Raw genomic sequence first — 18,167 nt, forward strand, 5'->3', positions numbered from 1 at the left:
CACGATCCGTGCCAGTCTGGACACGGAACGGAACCGATGCGTTCCGCGTACGATTAACCGGCACACTCCCGGGAAGCGAGGTGGCCGCGTGGAGCGTCGCAACCGATTCGTCTTTTTGCTGCGACTGGTACTGGCGGTTCCCGTCGTGGTAACCGGCACCGCCGTGGGTCTGTATCTCCTTTTGCTCGGCTTCTCGCCGCTGCTACGGCTGGAGTGGTTCAGCGACAGGATCCGCCGGTTCACCAAGACGGCGAACCGTCCGATGCGGAGGATCGCCGGAACCCGCCTGGGAATGCTCTACTTCAACCTCGGTGCGCTGCATCACGTCGGACGGCGCAGCGGGCGCAGCTATGTGACCCCGCTCAGCGCATACCGGCTCGGCGACGGTTTTGTTTTGGGGGTGGCGTACCCCGAAGTCGATTGGTGCCGCAACGTCCTGGCCGCCGGGAAGTGCACGCTCACCTGGAACGGGAAAGAGTATGCGCTGGACAGACCCGAGCTTGTACCTGCGGCCGAGGCGATGAAAGCCTATCCGCCCCTGGTGAAGCCGTTCATCGTCGGCCCGGGAACGAAGACATTCCTGTGGCTGCATCCCACCGATGGGGCCCAATCCAACGAGGGCAAATGAGCATGCACGTCACCCGTGTCCCCGTGCTCATCGTCGGCGCCGGCGTCGGCGGGCTGGCCACGTCGGCGTTGCTTGCCCGGCTCGGGATTCCCTCGCTGCTGGTCGAGAAGCGGCGCGAAGTCTTCATCTACCCGAAAGCCCGAAACCTGAGCTTCCGCAGCCTGGAGATCCTGCGCGCTCTGGGTTTGAGCGACGAGGTCCACGCCGTCGCCGACGGCGTTTCCGACATGGTCGTCAAGCCGACGCTGAACAGCGCGCAGGAAGCACCGGCCATCGACATCGACGCCATATTCGCGCCCTTCAGCGAACTGAGTCCCGAGCCGCCCGCACAGTATTGCCCGCAAAGCAAGCTGGAGCCCATGCTGCTGGCCGAAACCCGCAGGCGGGGCAGCGAGGTTCGCTACGGTACGGAGTTGTCGTCATTCGAGCAAGACGGTGCCGGGGTGACGGTCATTGTGCGCGAACAGGATTCAGGAGAGACCGAGACCGTGCGCGCCGACTATCTCGTCGCCGCGGACGGGGTGCGCAGCCCGATCCGGGAATCACTGGGCGTGACCACCTCCGGATACGGCGCGCTGCCGATTTATGTCGTCTTCGTCTATTTCAAGGCACCGTGGCGGAAGTTCGTCCCGAACCTGGGCGACGGGGACGGCGTGCAAGTCAAAAACGCCGAGGTGGACGGGATTTTCCTGGTGGTGGAGGGTGACGTTGGCATGTTCATCACCACCTACCTGCCGGATAAGGGTGAGACCGCGGCGCAATTCACCCCGGAACGTTGCGCCGAGCTGCTCACCCAGGCCGTCGGCGAGCAGATCGAAATGCAGATCATCGAAGTGGCGTCCTGGCAACCATACGAGCGGGTGGCCGACCAATTCCAGTGCGGGCGAGTCTTTCTCGTCGGCGACGCCGCCCACACCATGCCGCCGTTCAAGGCCGGCGGAGCCAACACGGCCATCCAGAGCGCAGACAACCTGGCCTGGAAGCTTGCCGCCGTTTTGAACGGCCAGGCCAATCCGACACTTCTGAGCACCTACCACATCGAGCGGCACCCGGTCGGGCGCTTCAATGCGCGCCAGTCCCTCACCGGGCCGGTGGTTGACTTACTCCCGTTGGGGCAGGACCGGCCGCAATTGCCAGTCGAAGAAGAGCGCTCGATGTTCTCCCTGCTCATCGGGTACCAGTACCGGTCGGCGGCCGTCGTGGGCGACGAGCCTGCGGGGCACCCGGACACTGTTCAGCTCGTGGAGCAGTTGTGCGCTCAACCCGGCACCCGGGTACCGCACGTGTGGGTAGAGCAAGGCGGGCAACGTGTTTCGACGCTCGACCTGCTGGGTCCCGGGTTCACCGTGCTCAGCGGGAACGAACAATGGCGCGGCGTCGTGGAATCGGTGTCGGCTGCTCTCGGCGTCCCGGTCACCATGCGCTGCATCGTCGACGATGCGTGGGCCAAGGTGACCCGATTGGCACATGATGGCGCGCTACTGATCCGCCCGGACGATTTCGTTGGTTGGCGCGCCGAAGAACTCCCCGTTGACCCCGAAGGCGAACTGCATCAAGCGTTGTCGGCCATCCTTGGGCGCAGCTGAGCGGGCGTAACGGCACGGCGAATCTGGTCGCGATTTTTCGCCGTGACAGTACGCTCGCGGGCTAAGCGGTCTACAGCGGGATGTTCTTGTGCCGCCCGCGGCGCGCCGGCGCCTGCGCCAGCGCCTCGGTGAGCTTGCTGCGGGTGTGCGCGGGGTCGATCTTCTCGTCGACCACGCCGATCTCGATGGCGCTGTCCACACCGCCGGCGATCCGCTCGTGCTCGGCGGCCAGCTCGTCGTGCAGCGCCTCGCGCTCGTGCTCGGGTGCGGCGGCCAGCTTCTTCTTGTGCAGGATGCCGACGGCGGCCTTGGCGCCCATCACGGCGACCTCGGCGTCCGGCCACGCGAACACCTTGGTCGCGTTCAGCGACCGGGAGTTCATCGCGATGTAGGCCCCGCCGTAGGTCTTCCGGGTGACCAGCGTGACCCGCGGAACGGTGCTCTCGCCGAACGCGTGCAGCAGCTTGGCGCCGCGGCGCACGACGCCGCCCCACTCCTGGTCGACACCCGGCAGGTAACCGGGAACGTCGACCACCACGATCAGCGGGATGCCGAACGCGTCGCAGAGGCGCACGAAACGGGCGGCCTTCTCGGCGGATTCGGAGTTCAGGCAGCCGCCCAGGCGCAGCGGGTTGTTGGCCAGGACGCCGACGGTGCGGCCGGACAGCCGGCCCAGCCCGACCACCATCGACGGCGCCCAGCTGGCCTGGAACTCGTCGAACGGGGCGTCCTTGTCGAGGATCGCGGTCACGATCGGGTGCACGTCGTAGGCGCGCCGCGCCGATTCCGGCAGCAGCGCGTGGATGTCGGTGTCACCGGCCTCGGCCTTGCTGCGGTCGAAATGCCCCTGCTGGCAGAACAATCCGACCAGCCGGCGCCCGCGCGCGTAGGCGTCGAGCTCGTCGTCGGCGACGATGTGGCACACCCCGGACTTCTTGTGGTGGGTTTCGGGGCCACCCAGCGAGGCCATGTCGACGTCCTCGCCGGTGACGCTGCGCACCACGTCGGGCCCGGTGACGAACACCCGGCTCTCCGGCGCCATCACGATGACGTCGGTGAGCGCCGGCCCGTACGCGGCGCCGCCGGCGGCGAAGCCGACGACCACCGAGACCTGCGGGATGTAGCCGGACGCGCGAATCATGGCTTCGAACACCGTTCCGACGGCGTGCAGGGCCTTGACCCCTTCGGCGAGCCGGGCCCCGCCGGAGTGCCAGATGCCCACGATCGGGCTCTGCTCCTCGATGGCCGTGTCGTAGGCGTTGACGATGTGCTTGCAGCCCTCGGTGCCCATGGCGCCGCCCATGACGGTGCCGTCCGTGCAGAAGGCGATGGTGCGCACGCCATTGACGGTCCCCGCCGCGGCAAGCACGCCCGAGCGATCACGCTCGTGCAGGAGATCCACGGTGCCTTCGTCGAAGAAGTTGCTCAGGCGCAACAAGGGGTCACGCGGGTCGAGCGACTCGCCAACCGACTCGGGGGCCATGATTGTCATCGCAGATCTCCTGTTCGAGGGTGCTCCGGGGTCCAGCGGGTCAGTACCGCCCGAAGGTGAGCGCCACGTTGTGCCCACCGAACCCGAACGAGTTGTTGATCGCGTAGTCGTACTTGCCGGGCCGCGGCTTGCCGGCCACCACGTCCAGATCGATTTCCGGATCGAGGTTTTGCAGGTTCAGTGTCGGCGGGACGACCTGGTCGCGCAGCGCGAGCACGGTCAGGATCGACTCGACCGCGCCCACCGCGCCGACCGAGTGACCCAGCGCCGCCTTGGGTGCGTACACCGCCGGCTTGTTGCTGCCCAAAGCGTTGTTGATCGCCCGGCTCTCGGCCAGGTCACCCACCGACGTCCCGGTCGCGTGCGCATTGATGTGGTGAATGTCGCCCGGGGTCAAGCCCGCCAACTGGATCGCCCGGGTCATCGCGTGCCCGGCGCGTTCACCGTTGGGGTCCGGGGCAACCATGTGGTAGCCGTCCGAGGTGATGCTGGCGCCCATCAGCCGCGCGAGGATGTTGGCCCCGCGAGCCTTGGCGTGCTCCTCGGTCTCGATCACCATCAGCGCACCGGCCTCGCCGAAGACGAAGCCCGTGCGGTCCCTGTCGAACGGGCGGCAGGCGCCTTCGGGGTCGTCGTTCTTGGTGGACATCACGATGCGCATCTGGGCGAAGGCCGCGATGGGCACCGCTTCGATCCTGGTCTCGACGCCGCCGCAGATGGCGATGTCGGCCTCACCGAAGACGATGTTGCGCCACGCCTGGGCGATGCCCTCGGAACCGGATGCGCACGCCGACACCGGCGTGATGACGCCTGCCTTGGCGTGGCGTTCCAGCCCCACCGCCGCCGAGGCGCCGTTGGGCATGTACTTCTGCACCCCGAGCGGCGAGACGGCCTTCATGCCTCGCTGACGCATGTCGTCGTAGCTGAAGACCATCTCCTCCGACGAGCCCATCCCGGTGCCGATGGAAACCATCAGCCTGTTGTTGTCGACCTCGGGCGAACCTGCGCTCTCCCAGACCCGCCGTCCCAAGATGGTCGACATCCTTTGCAGGTAACCCGTCCGTCGCAGCTCGACGCGCGTCAGCTGCGTGTCGAACTCCTCGAGGAGGTGCCCACCGATGCGCACCGGCAGGTCGAATTCCTCGACGAACGGGTCCTCCAGCTTGCGAATTCCACTTCGGCTGTCAAGCAACAACTTCCAGGTGTTCTCGACGTCGGTGGCCAGCGCGGTCGTCATGGCGACGCCAGTGACGACCACATTCGGGAGCGTCTTCCCGGTAACCAGCTCTGTCATGGGTCTTGCGAACGTTCCTTCCTTGCTAGTAGCGCCCAAATGCGAGCGCCACATTGTGGCCGCCGAAACCGAACGAGTTGTTGATTGCGTAACGATATTCGCCGTAACGAGGTTCGCCCGCGACAACATCGAGATCGATCTCGGGGTCCGGTGTTTCGTAATTCAATGTCGGTGGTATGACGCCGTCCCGAAGGGTCAACACCGTGAGTACCGATTCCAGCGCCCCGACCGCGCCGATGGAGTGGCCCAGCGCCGACTTCGGCGCGTAGACCGCGGCCTGCTCGCAACCGGCGACCCGGATGGCGTTGGCCTCCGCGGTGTCACCGATCGGTGTCGCCGTCCCGTGAGCGTTGACGTGGTCGATGTCCTTGGCGGACAAGCCCGCCAGTTCCAGCGCACGCGTCATCGCGCGGCCGGCCCGCACACCGTCCGCCGCCGGGGCCACCATGTGGAACGCGTCCGAGGTGATGCCGGCGCCGAGCAGGCGGGCCAGTGGCTTGGCGCCGCGGGCCTTGGCGTGCTCCTCGGTCTCGATCAGCATGAGCGCCCCGGCCTCGCCGAACACGAAGCCGTCGCGGTCCTTGTCGAACGGCCGCGACGCGCGCTCGGGCTCGTCGTTGCGGGTCGACATGGCCCGCATCATCGAGAACGCCGCGATGGGCAGCGCCTCGATGGGGCCCTCGACGCCGCCGCACACGGCGACGTCGGCGTCACCCATGACGATCTGACGCCACGCGTGGGCGATGGCCTCCGAGCCCGACGAGCACGCCGACACCGGGGTCATCACCCCGGCACGCGCGCCCAGCGCGAGGCCGACGACCGCGGCGGCCCCGTTCGGCATGATCATCTGAACGGCGAGCGGCGACACCTTACGGGGGCCGCCCTCGTTCATCAGGTCATAGCTCTCGATGACCCGCTCGGCGCCGCCCAGCCCGGTTCCGACCACGACGGCGAACCGGTCCGGGTCGACCTCCGGGCTGCCGGCGGTCTCCCACAGCTGGCCGCTGAGCAACTTGCCCATCCGCTGGACGTACGACATGCGCCGCAGGTCCAGCCGCCCCATGTGGTTGTCGACCGGCTCCTTGAGGTGTCCGCCGATCTTGACGGGGAGGTCCCACTTGGTGATGTAGTCGTCTTCGAGGACGTGGATGCCGCTCTCGCCGGCCAGCAAACCCTTCCACGTGCTCTCGATGTCCGGCGCGACCGATGTCGTTGCCGTGACGGCGGTTACCACAACGCTGGGGTAACCGCCATTAGCAGTGGAAGGCTTGGTCACTTGCTGTCCGCTTCCATCCTCGCCTTGACATTGGCAACGGCCTCGGGGTTCTCCGACTCCAGCTTGGCGCGCAGCGCAGCGGCGGCCTCGGGGTCTTCTTCCTCGAGCTTCTGGATGTAGGAGACGACGTCACCGACGGTGCGCAGCCCGGCGAGGTCCTCGTCGGGGATCTTCACGCCGTACTTGTCCTCGGTCTGGACGGCGATCTCGACCATCGACAGCGAGTCGATGTCCAGGTCGTCGACGAACGACTTCTCCGGGGTGACCTCGGAGGGCTCGATACCGGTGACCTCTTCGATGATCTCGGCGATACCGGCGATGATTTCTTCCTGAGTTACAGGCACGGCGTGCTTCCCTTCGTGATTGATGTGCTATTCGTACAGATGTGGCGTATCTGGTTGTGCGGCATTACAACTGGACGGGGCGGTCTCTACAGTTCCGCCAGCCCGTCCAGATCTGCGGGTGATTTGACGGCATGCGCCGGCACCCCCCGAAGTTCGCGTTTGGCGATACCGGTGAGAGTGCCCGCGGGCGGGAACTCCACGATCGCCGTAACCCCCCTGTCGCGCATCGTCGCCGTGCACAGGTCCCAGCGCACCGGCCGGGTCAGCTGCGCGACCAGCGAGTCCATCGCCGCGGCGGCGGACGTGACGGGCTTGCCGTCGTAGTTGGACAGCAGCGTCGCGGTGGGCTCGGCCGTGGCGACGGCGGCCGCCGCGGCGGCGTAGCGGTCCAGGGCCGGGGCCATGTACTTGGTGTGGAACGCGCCGGCCACGCCCAGGGCGCGCACCCGCGCCTTGGCCGGCGGGTCCTCGGCGAGCTTCTCCAGCGCGGCCAGCGGGCCCGCGGCGACGATCTGGCCGGGGGCGTTGCGGTTGGCGGGGAAGAGGTCCAGCTGCTCGAGGCGGTTCAGCACGTCGGCCTCGTCGCCGCCGAGCACCGCGCTCATGCCGGTCGGTTCGACGGCGCAGGCCTTGGCCATCTCGGCGCCGCGGGTGGCGGCCAGTGAGACGGCGTCGTCGGCGTCGATCACCCCGGCGATCGCGTAGGCCGCGATCTCGCCGACGGAGTGGCCGGCCACGATCAGCTCCTGCGGGGAGCCGAGCAGGCCGCGTTGCGTGAGTTCGCGGTGGGCGAGCAGCGTCGCCGCCACCACCAGCGGCTGGGTGACCGCGGTGTCGGTGATCTCGTCGGCCGACGCGGTGGTGCCCAGGCGTACGAGGTCGAGGCCGCTGACCTTGGACCACGTCGCGAGCTGGTCCGCGGCACCGGGCAGCTCGAGCCACGGGGAGAGCATCCCCTCGGTCTGTGAGCCCTGTCCGGGCGCGAGTAATGCGATCACATGTCTAAGAGAACACTGTGGAAACGGTTTTGGCGGGTGTATCAGATTATGAACCTCGTCTTAGTCTTTTGTGAACACCTTACAAAACCGCTCGGTAAGCTACGTGTTCGATACCGTCCCGCGACTTGTGGCTTGGGTCACTGCGGTCCATTGTGGCTCATCGCGGGGCCCTTGAGCGGCAGCGGAACGGCCGGCCTGGCTGTGCCCGCGACACCCGAAGGGCTGGTGGGGTAATTCAGCTGGCCAACGGTCGCGGCGATGCGCAGCACATACGCGTCGCGGGGGTCGGTGGGGTCCCGTCCGGTGAAGTCGGTGATGCGCTTGAGCCGGTAGCGGACGGTGTTTGGATGAACGAACAACTTCCTGGCACAGGCCTCAATTGCGCCGCCACAATCTAAGTAAGCGTCCAGGGTCTCGATCAGCGTGGGCCCGGCGTCGGCCATGGGTCCCATCACGTCGGTGTGCAGAGCCACGATCGCCGACGCGTCGCCCATCAGGGCGCGCTCGGGAAGCAGCTCTCGCGCCGCGACGGGGCGGGGAGCGCCGCGCCAGCCGGCCACGGCATTCATGCCGGAGATGGCCTCGCTGGCGCTGTGGTAAGCCGCGGTCAGCATGGGCGCGGTGGGCCCGATCACCACCGGCCCGTCGGAGAACGCCTGCAGCAGGTCGGCCAGGAACTTGTCGGTGGGCGTCAGCTGGCCGGAGACGATCGCGACCAGCCAGGTTCCATGCACGTCGGTGAGCGCGGCGCGGCCGTGGCGGACGGCGATGTCGCGGACGCGCTGCATGGCCCGCTGGCTGTCGCCGTGGCCCGTCGAGCCGTCGCGGCCGGGCGCGGGCGTGCCGACCACCACCGTCGCCGGCGACGTGGTGTCCCAGCTCAGCGCGGCGGCCCGGGACAACAGCTCGGGTCCGGTGTCGCCGCGCACCACGGCGTCGACCACGCTGGCCTCCATCCGGCTGTCCCAGCTGCCGCGCGCCTCCGCGGCGTCCGCATAGGCGGAGGCGGCGGTGAACGCCAGGTCGCGGCTGTACTTGAGGATGCCGACCGTCAGCGCGGTCAGCTGTTCCTCGGAGCGGGCCACCAGCGGCACGACCTCTTCGAAGAAGTCCATCGTGACGCGCACCATGTCGACGCTGTGGCGCAGCGCGATGCGGCGCTGCAGCTCCTGGGGCACCAGTTCGTAGGCCTGCGCGGTGTAGCTGACATTGCTGTGCGGGTCGTGCATCCACTCGACGAAGTTCACGACCGTCGTCTGCACCACCAGCGCCACGCTGGCCCGCTGGGATGCCTCCAGCTCGGAGAAGAACGGCAACCGCTCCTGCATGGCGGTGACGGCCTCGGTGGCCAGGCGCCCGGAGTACTGCTTGAGACGGCGCAGCAGTGATTCCGGCACGGCGTCAAGGAGTTCCAGCGGGGACCGGGGGTGCTTGGCGAACGGGCCGGCGAAGGGGTTGTCATTCACGTCTAAAACCTACGCCTGTTTTATGGATGTTCCCACCAAATGGGGTTGCGCGCCGTCGGCCAGCTGTCGCCCACCTGTCGCCGAGTGTGCGGCTGGCCGCACCCTCGGCCGCGAGTGTGCGGCCAGCCGCACCCTCGGCGGAAGGGGATCCGCGGCCGAGCTCAGGCCACGCCCGGATCGGAGGTCTGCTCGGGGGCGGCCTGGACGTCGTCGATCCGGTACTGGCGGGCGGCCGCGACGGGCACCGACGGATCGATCTCGCCGTCGCGGGCCAGCGCCTCGAGCACCGCCACCACCTGGGACTCGGCGTCGGTGTTGAAGTAGCGGCGCGCCGCGGGCCGGGTGTCGGAGAACCCGAAGCCGTCGGTCCCCAGCGTGACGTAGGTGCCCGGCACCCACGGCCGGATCTGCTCGGGGACGGCCCGCATCCAGTCCGACACCGCGATCACCGGCCCGGTGGCCTTCGAGAGGGCCTGCGTCACGTAGGCGACGCCGGCCTGTCGATCCGGGTGGCGCAGCTGCGCCTTCTGGACTGCCAGGCCGTCGCGGTTGAGCTCGCCCCAGCTGGTCACCGACCACACGTCGGCGGCCACGTCCCACTCGGCGGCCAGCATCTCGGCGGCCTTTAGCGCCGACGGCATCGCCACCCCGGACGCCAGGATCTGCGCCGTGCTGGCGCGCTGCTCGGTCGCGGCGCGATACCGGTAGATGCCCCGCAGCAGGCCCTCGGGATCGAAGTTCTCCGGCTCGGGCGGCTGCACGTAGGGCTCGTTGTAGACGGTGATGTAGAAGAACACGTTCTCCGGGTTTTCGCCGAACATCCGCGCCAGGCCGCTCTCCACGATGTAGGCGATCTCGAACGCGAACGCCGGGTCGTAGGCGACCACCGCAGGGTTGGTCGCCGCGAGCAGCGGTGAGTGGCCGTCGGCGTGTTGCAGGCCCTCGCCGGTCAGCGTGGTGCGCCCCGCGGTCGCGCCCAGCAGGAAGCCGCGCGCCATCTGGTCGGCGGCGGCCCACAGGCCGTCGCCGGTGCGCTGGAAACCGAACATCGAATAGAAGATGTAGATGGGGATCATCGGCTCGTTGTGCGTCGCGTACGACGTGCCGGCCGCGGTGAACGAGCCCACCGACCCGGCCTCGTTGATGCCCTCGTGCAGGATCTGGCCGACTTCGCTCTCCTTGTAGGCCAGCATCAGGTCGGCGTCGACGGCCGTGTACAGCTGGCCCAGCCGGTTGTAGATCTTCAGCGACGGGAACCACGAGTCCATGCCGAACGTGCGCGCCTCGTCGGGAATGATCGGCACGATGCGAGGCCCGACCTCTTTGTCCCGCATGACTTCTTTGAACGTGCGCACGGTCGCCATGGTGGTGGCGACCTCCTGGTGCCCGGAGCCCTTCTTCAGCGGCGCGTAGATGTCCCGGGCCGGCAGCTTCAGCGCCTTGGCCTTGGTCCGGCGCTCGGGCACGAAGCCGCCCAGGGTGCGGCGGCGGTCCAGCATGTAGCGGATCTCCGGGGCGTCCGAACCGGGGTGGTAGTAGGGGGGCAGGTAGGGGTCCTTCTCCAGCTCGGCGTCGCTGATCGGGATCCGCATCGAGTCACGGAAGGCCTTGAGGTCTTCCAGCGCAAGCTTTTTCATCTGGTGGGTGGCGTTGCGGCCCTGGAAGTGCGCACCCAGCGAGTAGCCCTTGATGGTCTTGGCCAGGATCACCGTCGGCTGGCCCTTGTGGTCGACGGCCGCGCGGTAGGCCGCATACACCTTGCGGTAGTCGTGCCCGCCGCGCTTGAGGTTCCAGATCTCCGAGTCGGTCATCTGCTCGACCAGCGCCTTGGTGCGCGGGTCGCGCCCGAAGAAATGGTCGCGCACGTAGGCCCCGTCGTTGGCCTTATAGGTCTGGTAGTCGCCGTCGGGGGTGCTGTTCATCAGGTTGACCAGGGCGCCGTCGCGGTCGGCGTGCAACAGCGCATCCCACTCGCGGCCCCACACCACCTTGATGACGTTCCAGCCCGCGCCGCGGAAGAACGACTCCAGCTCCTGGATGATCTTGCCGTTGCCGCGGACCGGCCCGTCGAGGCGCTGCAGGTTGCAATTGATGACGAAGGTCAGGTTGTCCAGGCCCTCGAGCGCCCCGACGTGCGCCAGGCCGCGGCTCTCCGGCTCGTCCATCTCGCCGTCGCCCAAGAAGCACCACACATGCTGGTCGGAGGTGTCCCTGATGCCGCGGTCGTGCAGGTAGTGGTTGAACCGCGCCTGGTAGATGGCGTTGAGCGGCCCCAGACCCATGGACACGGTGGGGAACTCCCAGAAGTCGGGCATCAGCCGCGGGTGCGGGTACGACGGCAGCCCGCCCGCGGCGTGACTGTGCTCCTGGCGGAAGCCGTCGAGCCGGTCCTGGCTGAGCCGGCCCTCCAGGAAGGCGCGGGCGTAGATGCCCGGGGAAGCGTGCCCCTGAATGAACACCTGGTCCCCGCCGCCGGGATGCGACTTGCCGCGGAAAAAGTGGTTGAAGCCCACCTCGTAGAGCGCCGCCGACGAGGCGTAGGTCGAAATGTGGCCGCCCACACCGACTCCCGGGCGCTGGGCGCGATGCACCATGATGGCCGCGTTCCACCGGATCCACGCCCGGAAGCGACGTTCGACGTCCTCGTCCCCGGGGAACCAGGGTTCGAGCTCGGTCGGGATCGTGTTGACGTAATCCGTCGACGTCAGCGACGGGATGGCCACCCGCTGTTCGCCGGCGCGTTCGAGCAGCCGCAACATCAGGTAGCGCGCCCGCGCCGGTCCTGAGCGCTCCAGCAACTCGTCGAAGGACTCCAGCCATTCCGAGGTCTCCTCGGGGTCGATGTCGGGCAGATAGGACGCGACACCTTCGCGGATCACCCGCACGCGGTCGGGTTCCATTGCGCCGCCGGACGTTTTGGCAAGGTCGTGGCGCGCGAACTCGGTGGTCAAGTCACTACTCCTGCGGTTGGCTGAAGCTGGTCTCCCTATCGTGCCGCACGGGTGTGCCCGACGGATAGCCGCCGTCCGGTCGTCGCGGGCGGTTCACCCGCCGAACGCCGACTCGGCGCGTACCGAAACACCCGAAATTGCCAACCGGTAACGTCAGCAGCCGTGCTCAACGGAAGGCGTCTTGCGGCAGCGTCGTCCCGGCGTGGCGCCCTGACCGTGGGCTGTGTCGCCGCGGCGCTGATGGGGATCGTGGGGTGCACCACCGTCACCAACGGCACGGCCACCCCCGACACGAACCTGGCGCCGGCCTACCGCCAGTCGGTCTCGGCGTCGGTGTCCGCCTCGTCGGCGACCTCGAGCATCCGGGAGTCGCAGCGGCAGCAGTCCCTGACGACACGCGCGGTGCGCTCGTCGTGCGAATCGCTGGCCAACACCAGCAAGGACGCGATCGACAAGGTCAACGCCTTCGTCGGGGCGTTCAACTCGGGCGGCAACACCGGCCCCACCGAGGGCCCGGCCATCGACGCGCTGAACAACAGCGCCACCACGGTGCTCAACAGCTTCAGCGACGCACTGTCGTCGCAGCTGAAGGACGCGTTCAACGCCTACGCGGACGCCGCGCACGCGGTGGCCAACGCCATTGGCACGCACTCGCAGACGTCGGAGTTCAACCGGCGGGTGGACCAGCTCAACGACACGAAGACCAAGGCGCTCAAGCTGTGCCTGGCGTCCTTCTGAAGGCTTGGGTGTGGACCGCGTGACGGCTGTGCGACGATAATCTTCATCGCATAGCGCGCGGATGGTTTAAGGAGGCTCCACGGTGGTCGCGGCGGATCACGCCCCGAGCTACGCTCGCAAGCTGGGCATCCAACGGGACCAACTCGTTCAAGAGTGGGGCTGGGACGAAGACACCGACGACGACATCCGCGCTGCGGTCGAGGAGGCGTGCGGCGGTGACTTGCTCGACGAGGATACCGACGAGGTCATCGACGTCGTGCTGCTGTGGTGGCGCGACGGGGACGGCGACCTGGTGGACACCTTGATGGACGCGATCAGCGCGCTGGCCGAAGACGGCGTGATCTGGGTGCTGACCCCCAAGACCGGCAAGCCCGGTCACGTGCTGCCGGCCGAGATCGCCGAAGCGGCCCCCACGGCGGGGCTGATGCCCACCTCGTCGGTGAACCTCGGCGACTGGGCCGCCAGCCGGCTGGTCCAACCGAAGTCGCGCGCCGGGAAGCGTTGATGCTTTCCGTCGGCACCACGGCTCCGGACTTCACCCTGCGCGACCAGAACCAGCAGCGCGTCACGCTCAGCGCCTACCGGGGCGCCAAGAACGTCCTGCTGGTGTTCTTCCCGCTGGCGTTCACCGGCATCTGCCAGGGTGAGCTGGACCTGCTGCGCGACCACCTGCCCGAATTCGAGAACGACGACAGTGCGGCGCTGGCGATCTCCGTGGGCCCGCCGCCCACGCACAAGATCTGGTCGCTGGAGAGCGGGTTCACGTTCCCGGTGCTGTCGGACTTCTGGCCGCACGGCGAGGTCAGCCAGGCCTACGGCGTGTTCAACGCCGACGCCGGTTACTCCAATCGCGGAACCTTCGTGGTCGACCGGTCCGGGGTCATCCGGTTCGCCGAGATGAAACAGCCCGGCGAGTCGCGCCAACAGCGGCTGTGGAGCGAGGCGCTGACGGCTCTGCGGGCCTGAAGTTTTGGGTTCCGGCGGTCCCAGCGTGTAGCCTGCGGCGCGGGCAACAGGGCGCGTAGCTCAGTGGTAGAGCTCTGGTTTTACACACCAGCGGTCGGCGGTTCGATACCGTCCGCGCCCACCAGCGCCGTCTTGGGCAGGCCGTGTGGCACGCTCGGGGCGTGGACGAGCACGCCGATTTTCAGCAGCGCAGCCGCGGGGCACATTCCGTGAGGCCTTTCCGCATCGACGTTCCCGACGCCGACCTCGACGATCTGCGGTCGCGGCTGGCGCGCACCCGCTGGCCGGAGGCCGAGTGCGTGGACGACTGGAGCCAGGGCATGCCGCTGGCCTACGCCCGCGAGCTGGCCGGGTATTGGGCCGACGGGTACGACTGGCGCTCGCGTGAGGCGGCGCTGAACCGCTTCGACCAGTTCGTCACCGAAATCGACGGCCTGGACTTTCATTTCGTGCATCACCGCTCGCCGCACGAGGACGCCTTCCCCCTGCTGATCACCCACGGCTGGCCGGGCTCGATCGTGGAGTTTCACAAGGTGATCGAGCCGCTGACCAACCCGGCGTCCGGGCGCGCCGAGGACGCCTTCCACGTCGTCTGCCCGTCGCTGCCGGGGTATGGATTCTCCGGTAAGCCCACCCGCACCGGGTGGGGCGTGGAACGCATCGCCGACGCGTGGGAGACGCTGATGCTGCGGCTGGGCTACGAGCGCTACGGCGCCCAGGGCGGCGACTGGGGTGCGGCCGTCACCACCCAGATCGGACGAAATCGCGGGCACTGCGCGGCGATTCACCTGAACATGCCGATCGGTCGTCCCACCAAGGAGTCGCTGGCCAATCCGAGCGAGGAGGAGAAGGCGGCGCTGGCCGCGCTGGCCGAGCATCGCAAGTGGGGCACCGGCTACTCCAAGGAGCAGTCCACCCGGCCGCAGACCCTGGGCTACGGGCTGGCCGATTCACCCGTGGGCCAGATGGCGTGGATCGTCGAGAAGTTCTGGGCCTGGATGGATTGCGACGGCCATCCCGAGAACGTGCTGAGCAAAGACGAACTGCTCGACAACGTGATGGTGTACTGGGTGACCGGCACCGGCGCGTCCTCGGCCCGCCTGTACTGGGAGAGCTTCGCGGTGTGGGGCGACATGGGCCGGGTCGAGTTGCCCACCGGCGTGGCGGCCTTCCCCGGCGAGGTGCTGGGCGCCCCGCGGTCGTGGTGCGAGCCCGTCTACAACATCACGCACTGGACCGCGATGCCGCGCGGCGGGCACTTCGCCGCCTTCGAGCAGCCCGACCTGTACGTCGGCGACGTCCGGCAGTTCTTCGCGACCGTCCGCTGAACCCGCGCCGAGACGATCCGCCGGCCGCGTCGCGCGGGAGATCGCATGTCCCACAGGTGCGCCGCGGCCGGGTTGAGCAGGTCGGCGACCCGGTTCGGGGGCCGCCTCATCGCGGGCGTCGCCTCACGAAATCGAGTGAACCACGTATGAGACGCTGCCGGAATGCTTCCGACGCGGACCCGGATGGCCGGCGTGGTCGCCGGCTACCTGGCCGACGTCGCGGTGGCCGACCCGCAAAAGGGCCACCCCGTGGCGCTGTTCGGGCGGGCCGCGGCCGAACTGGAACGGCTGACCTACCGCGACGACAGGCTGGCGGGCGCGACGCATGTAGGGCTCTTGGTCGGGACGGTGAGCCTGCTCGGTGTGGCGGTGCAGCGGGCCGCCGGCCGCGGCGGGCGGCCCGGATCGATCGCGGCCACCGCGGCGGCGACGTGGGTGGCGCTGGGGGGCACCTCGCTGGCGCGCACCGGCCTGCGGATGGCGGAGCTGCTGGAGCGCGGCGATGTCGAGGCCGCACGCCGGCTGCTGCCGTCGCTGTGCGGCCGCGATCCGGCCCATCTCGACGGCGCGGGCCTGACCCGCGCCGCGCTGGAGTCGGTCGCGGAGAACACCTCAGACGCCCAGGTCGCACCCGTGCTCTGGGCGGCCGCGGGCGGCGTGCCCGCCGTGCTGGCCTACCGCGCCATCAACACCCTGGATTCGATGGTTGGCCACCGATCACCCCGCTATCTTCGATTCGGTTGGGCCGCAGCAAGATTGGACGACACGGCCAATTATCTGGCCGCGCGGGCAACCGCGGCGCTGGTGGTGGCTGCGGCCCCGCTCGTCGGCGGCTCCGCGTCGGGCGCGGTGCGGGCCTGGCGCCGCGACGCCGGCGACCACCCGAGCCCGAACGCCGGCGTGGTCGAGGCGGCCTTCGCCGGGGCGCTGGGCGTGCGGCTCGGCGGGCCCACCCGGTACCGTCACGGGCTGCAGATCCGGCCGACGCTGGGCGACGGCCGGGCACCGCAGGAAAAGGACCTGCGCCGCGCGGTGACGCTGTCCCGGCTGGTGCAGGCCGGCGCCGTCGCGGGCGCCTGGGTCCTGGCCTACCGGCGGCGGCCGTAGCGATCGGCGAGCTTGGCCTCGACGGTCTTGGGGGCCGGCGATTTCTCCCCCGGCTCCCCGGGCTCCCCGGCCGGCGGCGGCGGCTCCGGCCGTTCGGCGCGGCGCGCCCTGATCTCTGAGTACGCGAAGTAGCCCAGCCCGATCGGCGCCAGGATGCCGAACGCGATCCACTGGATGCCGTAGGACAAGAACGGCCCGGCGTCGAGCTGCGGCACCCCGGGGACGCCGAGCCCGCCGGGCTGGTCGGGGACCAGCTGCAGATACGACCCGGCCAGGGGCACCTTGGTCAACGCCGCGATCTGTGCGGTGTCGATCGAATACACCTGCTCGGCCCCCTCCCCGACGAACGGGTCCTTGCCGGGGACGGCGGGCTGGGAATCGCGCAGCCGCGCGGTGATGGTCACCGTCTCGGCGGGCGGGCGGGGGATGGGCGGCACGTGCGACCCGCCTTCGGGTCGCACGTACCCGCGGTCGACCAGGACGGTGGGGCCGCCGTCGACGACGAACGGGGTCAGCACCTCGAACGCGGGCTTGGACTCGACCACCCGCAGCCGGGCGAGCACCGCGACGTCGGGCAGATAGTGCCCGCTGGCCGTCACCCGGCGCCACTGCGCCTCGGGTGCAGACGAGTCCTGATGCGGCAGAAGCGTTGTCAGCGGCACCGGCGGGGTGTTGAGGGACGTCTCGATCTGCTGGTTCTCCCGCGACGTCCGGCTGTGCTTACCCAGCTGCCAGGGGGCGAGCACCATGAAGCACAGGTAGGTGAAGGCGATCACCACCAACGCCAGCACGATCCAGCCGGGGCGCAGCAGGAAAGCCAAGCGGCGCATCACGGCGATCCGTTCTCCGCCAGGCGTTCGTCGACCCAGGCGTGCAGGCCGGGCAGGGACGCCTCGATGACGGTGTAGACGCGTTCGAAGTCCTCGGGTCCGCCGTAGTAGGGGTCGTCGACGTCCGGGGTGTGCGCGCCCGTGCGGGGGTCGAAGGACCGCAGCATGCGGAGCCGGTCGTCGTCGACGCCGAGGTGGCGCAGCATCCGGGCGTGATTGCGGTCGAGGGCCACCACCAGGTCGGCCGCCAGGTGGTCGTCGTCGACCTGGGCGGCGCGGTGGTCGGTGGGGTAGCCGTGGACGCGCAGCACGTGCCCGGCCCGGGCGTCGGCACCCTCACCGACGTGCCAGTTGCCGGTGCCCGCGCTGGTCACCCGCACCGCGCCGGCCAGGCCGCGGCGGCGCAGCTGGTCGGCGAACATCTTCTCGGCCATCACCGAACGGCAGATGTTGCCCGTGCAGACGAACGTGACGTGCAGCCGGTCAGGCTCCCGCTCAGACACCCAGCGCCTCCCGCAACTCGTCGATGGTCGCGGCGTGCGTCACGCCGTCGGGGCCGGCCCCGTCGGCGAAGTCCGCCCGCCCGTAGCCCCACCCGACCACCACGGTGTCGATGCCGTGGGCGGCCGCGCCGTGCACGTCGTGGCTGCGGTCGCCGACCATCAGCACCCGCTCGGGCAGCGGTCGCAACGCCGCGAGGGCGTGCGCCAGCACCTCCTCCTTCGTCTTGCGGGAGCCGTCGGGACTGGCCCCGGCGATGACCTCGAAATACCCGTCGAGGCCGAAATGGGCGAGGATGCGCCGCGCCGTCTGCTCCAGCTTGGACGTCGCCACGGCCAGCCGGACGCCCGCGCCGCGCAGGTCGGCCAGGAGCTGCTCGATGCCGTCGAAGAGCGTGTTCATGGCCCAGCCGCGGCTGCCGTACTCGGCCCGGAAGGCGGCGATCGCCTGCTCGGCGTCCTCGTCGAGCATCGCGCGGAACGTGTCGTCCATCGGCGGGCCGACGATCCGCGCGACCAGATCGCCCTCGGGCACCGGGGCGCCGATGTGGCCGAGCGCGTGCAAGAAGCTGGCCACGATGCCCTCGGCGGAGTCGGTCAGCGTGCCGTCGAGGTCGAAGATCACCAGCTGCGGGGGCCCTGTCACGTCACCATTGTCCTGGA

General features: G+C 69.0%; 17 protein-coding genes and 1 tRNA gene. 8 read left to right on the plus strand and 10 right to left on the minus strand.

What is annotated here, in order from left to right; all coding sequences use genetic code 11:
- The first annotated feature begins 88 nt into the window (after window positions 1-88).
- Both G6N48_RS03985 and G6N48_RS03990 read left to right on the plus strand, forming a co-directional pair.
- On the plus strand, window positions 89-628 hold the full coding sequence (locus tag G6N48_RS03985; RefSeq protein WP_085271312.1) for a PNPOx family protein: 540 nt from the start codon (window positions 89-91) through the stop codon (window positions 626-628).
- A gap of 2 nt (window positions 629-630) precedes the next feature.
- Window positions 631-2,214, plus strand: coding sequence for an FAD-dependent monooxygenase (locus G6N48_RS03990; protein ID WP_085271313.1), 1,584 nt, complete (start codon window positions 631-633; stop codon window positions 2,212-2,214).
- Window positions 2,215-2,284: 70 nt separating this feature from the next.
- On the opposite strand, the gene G6N48_RS03995 is transcribed toward G6N48_RS03990, so the two are convergent.
- The 7 genes from G6N48_RS03995 to aceE form a co-directional block, all read right to left on the minus strand.
- Entirely contained in the window at window positions 2,285-3,706 is a 1,422-nt protein-coding gene (locus tag G6N48_RS03995) for an acyl-CoA carboxylase subunit beta (RefSeq protein WP_085271314.1), read from the minus strand.
- 40 nt (window positions 3,707-3,746) lie between these two features.
- Window positions 3,747-5,000 carry a 3-oxoacyl-ACP synthase KasB gene (kasB, locus tag G6N48_RS04000; RefSeq protein WP_085271315.1) on the minus strand — a complete coding sequence of 418 codons (1,254 nt, stop codon included), beginning with the start codon at window positions 4,998-5,000 and terminating at the stop codon, window positions 3,747-3,749.
- 25 nt (window positions 5,001-5,025) lie between these two features.
- Window positions 5,026-6,276, minus strand: coding sequence for a 3-oxoacyl-ACP synthase KasA (gene kasA / locus G6N48_RS04005; protein ID WP_085271316.1), 1,251 nt, complete (start codon window positions 6,274-6,276; stop codon window positions 5,026-5,028).
- A complete protein-coding gene (gene acpM / locus G6N48_RS04010; RefSeq protein ID WP_085271317.1) occupies window positions 6,273-6,620 on the minus strand; it encodes a meromycolate extension acyl carrier protein AcpM in 348 nt (115 codons plus the stop codon). Before acpM ends, kasA begins: the two co-directional genes overlap by 4 nt.
- 86 nt (window positions 6,621-6,706) lie before the next feature.
- Window positions 6,707-7,618, minus strand: coding sequence for an ACP S-malonyltransferase (locus G6N48_RS04015; RefSeq protein ID WP_085271318.1), 912 nt, complete (start codon window positions 7,616-7,618; stop codon window positions 6,707-6,709).
- A gap of 137 nt (window positions 7,619-7,755) precedes the next feature.
- Entirely contained in the window at window positions 7,756-9,084 is a 1,329-nt protein-coding gene (locus tag G6N48_RS04020) for a PucR family transcriptional regulator (RefSeq protein ID WP_085271319.1), read from the minus strand.
- 161 nt (window positions 9,085-9,245) lie between these two features.
- Window positions 9,246-12,035, minus strand: coding sequence for a pyruvate dehydrogenase (acetyl-transferring), homodimeric type (gene aceE / locus G6N48_RS04025; RefSeq protein ID WP_085271320.1), 2,790 nt, complete (start codon window positions 12,033-12,035; stop codon window positions 9,246-9,248).
- 240 nt (window positions 12,036-12,275) lie between these two features.
- Between aceE and G6N48_RS04030 the strand changes: the two genes are divergently transcribed.
- From G6N48_RS04030 to G6N48_RS04055, 6 genes are all read left to right on the plus strand, one after another.
- Window positions 12,276-12,773 (plus strand): hypothetical protein, encoded by a 498-nt coding sequence (locus G6N48_RS04030; RefSeq protein WP_232066746.1) that lies wholly within the window; start codon window positions 12,276-12,278, stop codon window positions 12,771-12,773.
- Between the two features lie 82 nt (window positions 12,774-12,855).
- Entirely contained in the window at window positions 12,856-13,278 is a 423-nt protein-coding gene (locus G6N48_RS04035; RefSeq protein WP_085271322.1) for a DUF3052 domain-containing protein, read from the plus strand.
- The gene (locus tag G6N48_RS04040; protein ID WP_085271323.1) at window positions 13,278-13,739 is read left to right on the plus strand and encodes a peroxiredoxin; all 462 of its coding nucleotides are present in this window, start codon (window positions 13,278-13,280) and stop codon (window positions 13,737-13,739) included. The genes G6N48_RS04035 and G6N48_RS04040 overlap by 1 nt, the downstream gene beginning before the upstream one ends.
- Window positions 13,740-13,788: 49 nt before the next feature.
- Window positions 13,789-13,863, plus strand: a tRNA-Val gene (locus tag G6N48_RS04045).
- A gap of 85 nt (window positions 13,864-13,948) precedes the next feature.
- Window positions 13,949-15,067, plus strand: a complete 1,119-nt coding sequence (locus G6N48_RS04050) for an epoxide hydrolase family protein (RefSeq protein WP_085271389.1) — start codon at window positions 13,949-13,951, stop codon at window positions 15,065-15,067.
- Window positions 15,068-15,229: 162 nt separating this feature from the next.
- Window positions 15,230-16,174, plus strand: a complete 945-nt coding sequence (locus G6N48_RS04055; RefSeq protein ID WP_085271324.1) for a cobalamin biosynthesis protein — start codon at window positions 15,230-15,232, stop codon at window positions 16,172-16,174.
- Here G6N48_RS04055 and G6N48_RS04060 read toward each other — a convergent pair.
- Genes G6N48_RS04060 through G6N48_RS04070 form a run of 3 tightly spaced genes read right to left on the minus strand, consistent with a single transcriptional unit; the run spans window position 16,156 to window position 18,129 of the window.
- On the minus strand, window positions 16,156-17,004 hold the full coding sequence (locus tag G6N48_RS04060; RefSeq protein ID WP_085271325.1) for an SURF1 family cytochrome oxidase biogenesis protein: 849 nt from the start codon (window positions 17,002-17,004) through the stop codon (window positions 16,156-16,158). The two genes, G6N48_RS04055 and G6N48_RS04060, sit on opposite strands and share 19 nt — an antisense overlap.
- The gene (locus G6N48_RS04065; RefSeq protein ID WP_085271326.1) at window positions 17,004-17,507 is read right to left on the minus strand and encodes a low molecular weight protein-tyrosine-phosphatase; all 504 of its coding nucleotides are present in this window, start codon (window positions 17,505-17,507) and stop codon (window positions 17,004-17,006) included. The genes G6N48_RS04060 and G6N48_RS04065 overlap by 1 nt, the downstream gene beginning before the upstream one ends.
- Window positions 17,500-18,129, minus strand: coding sequence for an HAD-IA family hydrolase (locus tag G6N48_RS04070; protein ID WP_085271327.1), 630 nt, complete (start codon window positions 18,127-18,129; stop codon window positions 17,500-17,502). Before G6N48_RS04070 ends, G6N48_RS04065 begins: the two co-directional genes overlap by 8 nt.
- Window positions 18,130-18,167: the final 38 nt, after the last annotated feature.

This window comes from Mycobacterium parmense (assembly GCF_010730575.1).
Classification (GTDB): domain Bacteria; phylum Actinomycetota; class Actinomycetes; order Mycobacteriales; family Mycobacteriaceae; genus Mycobacterium; species Mycobacterium parmense.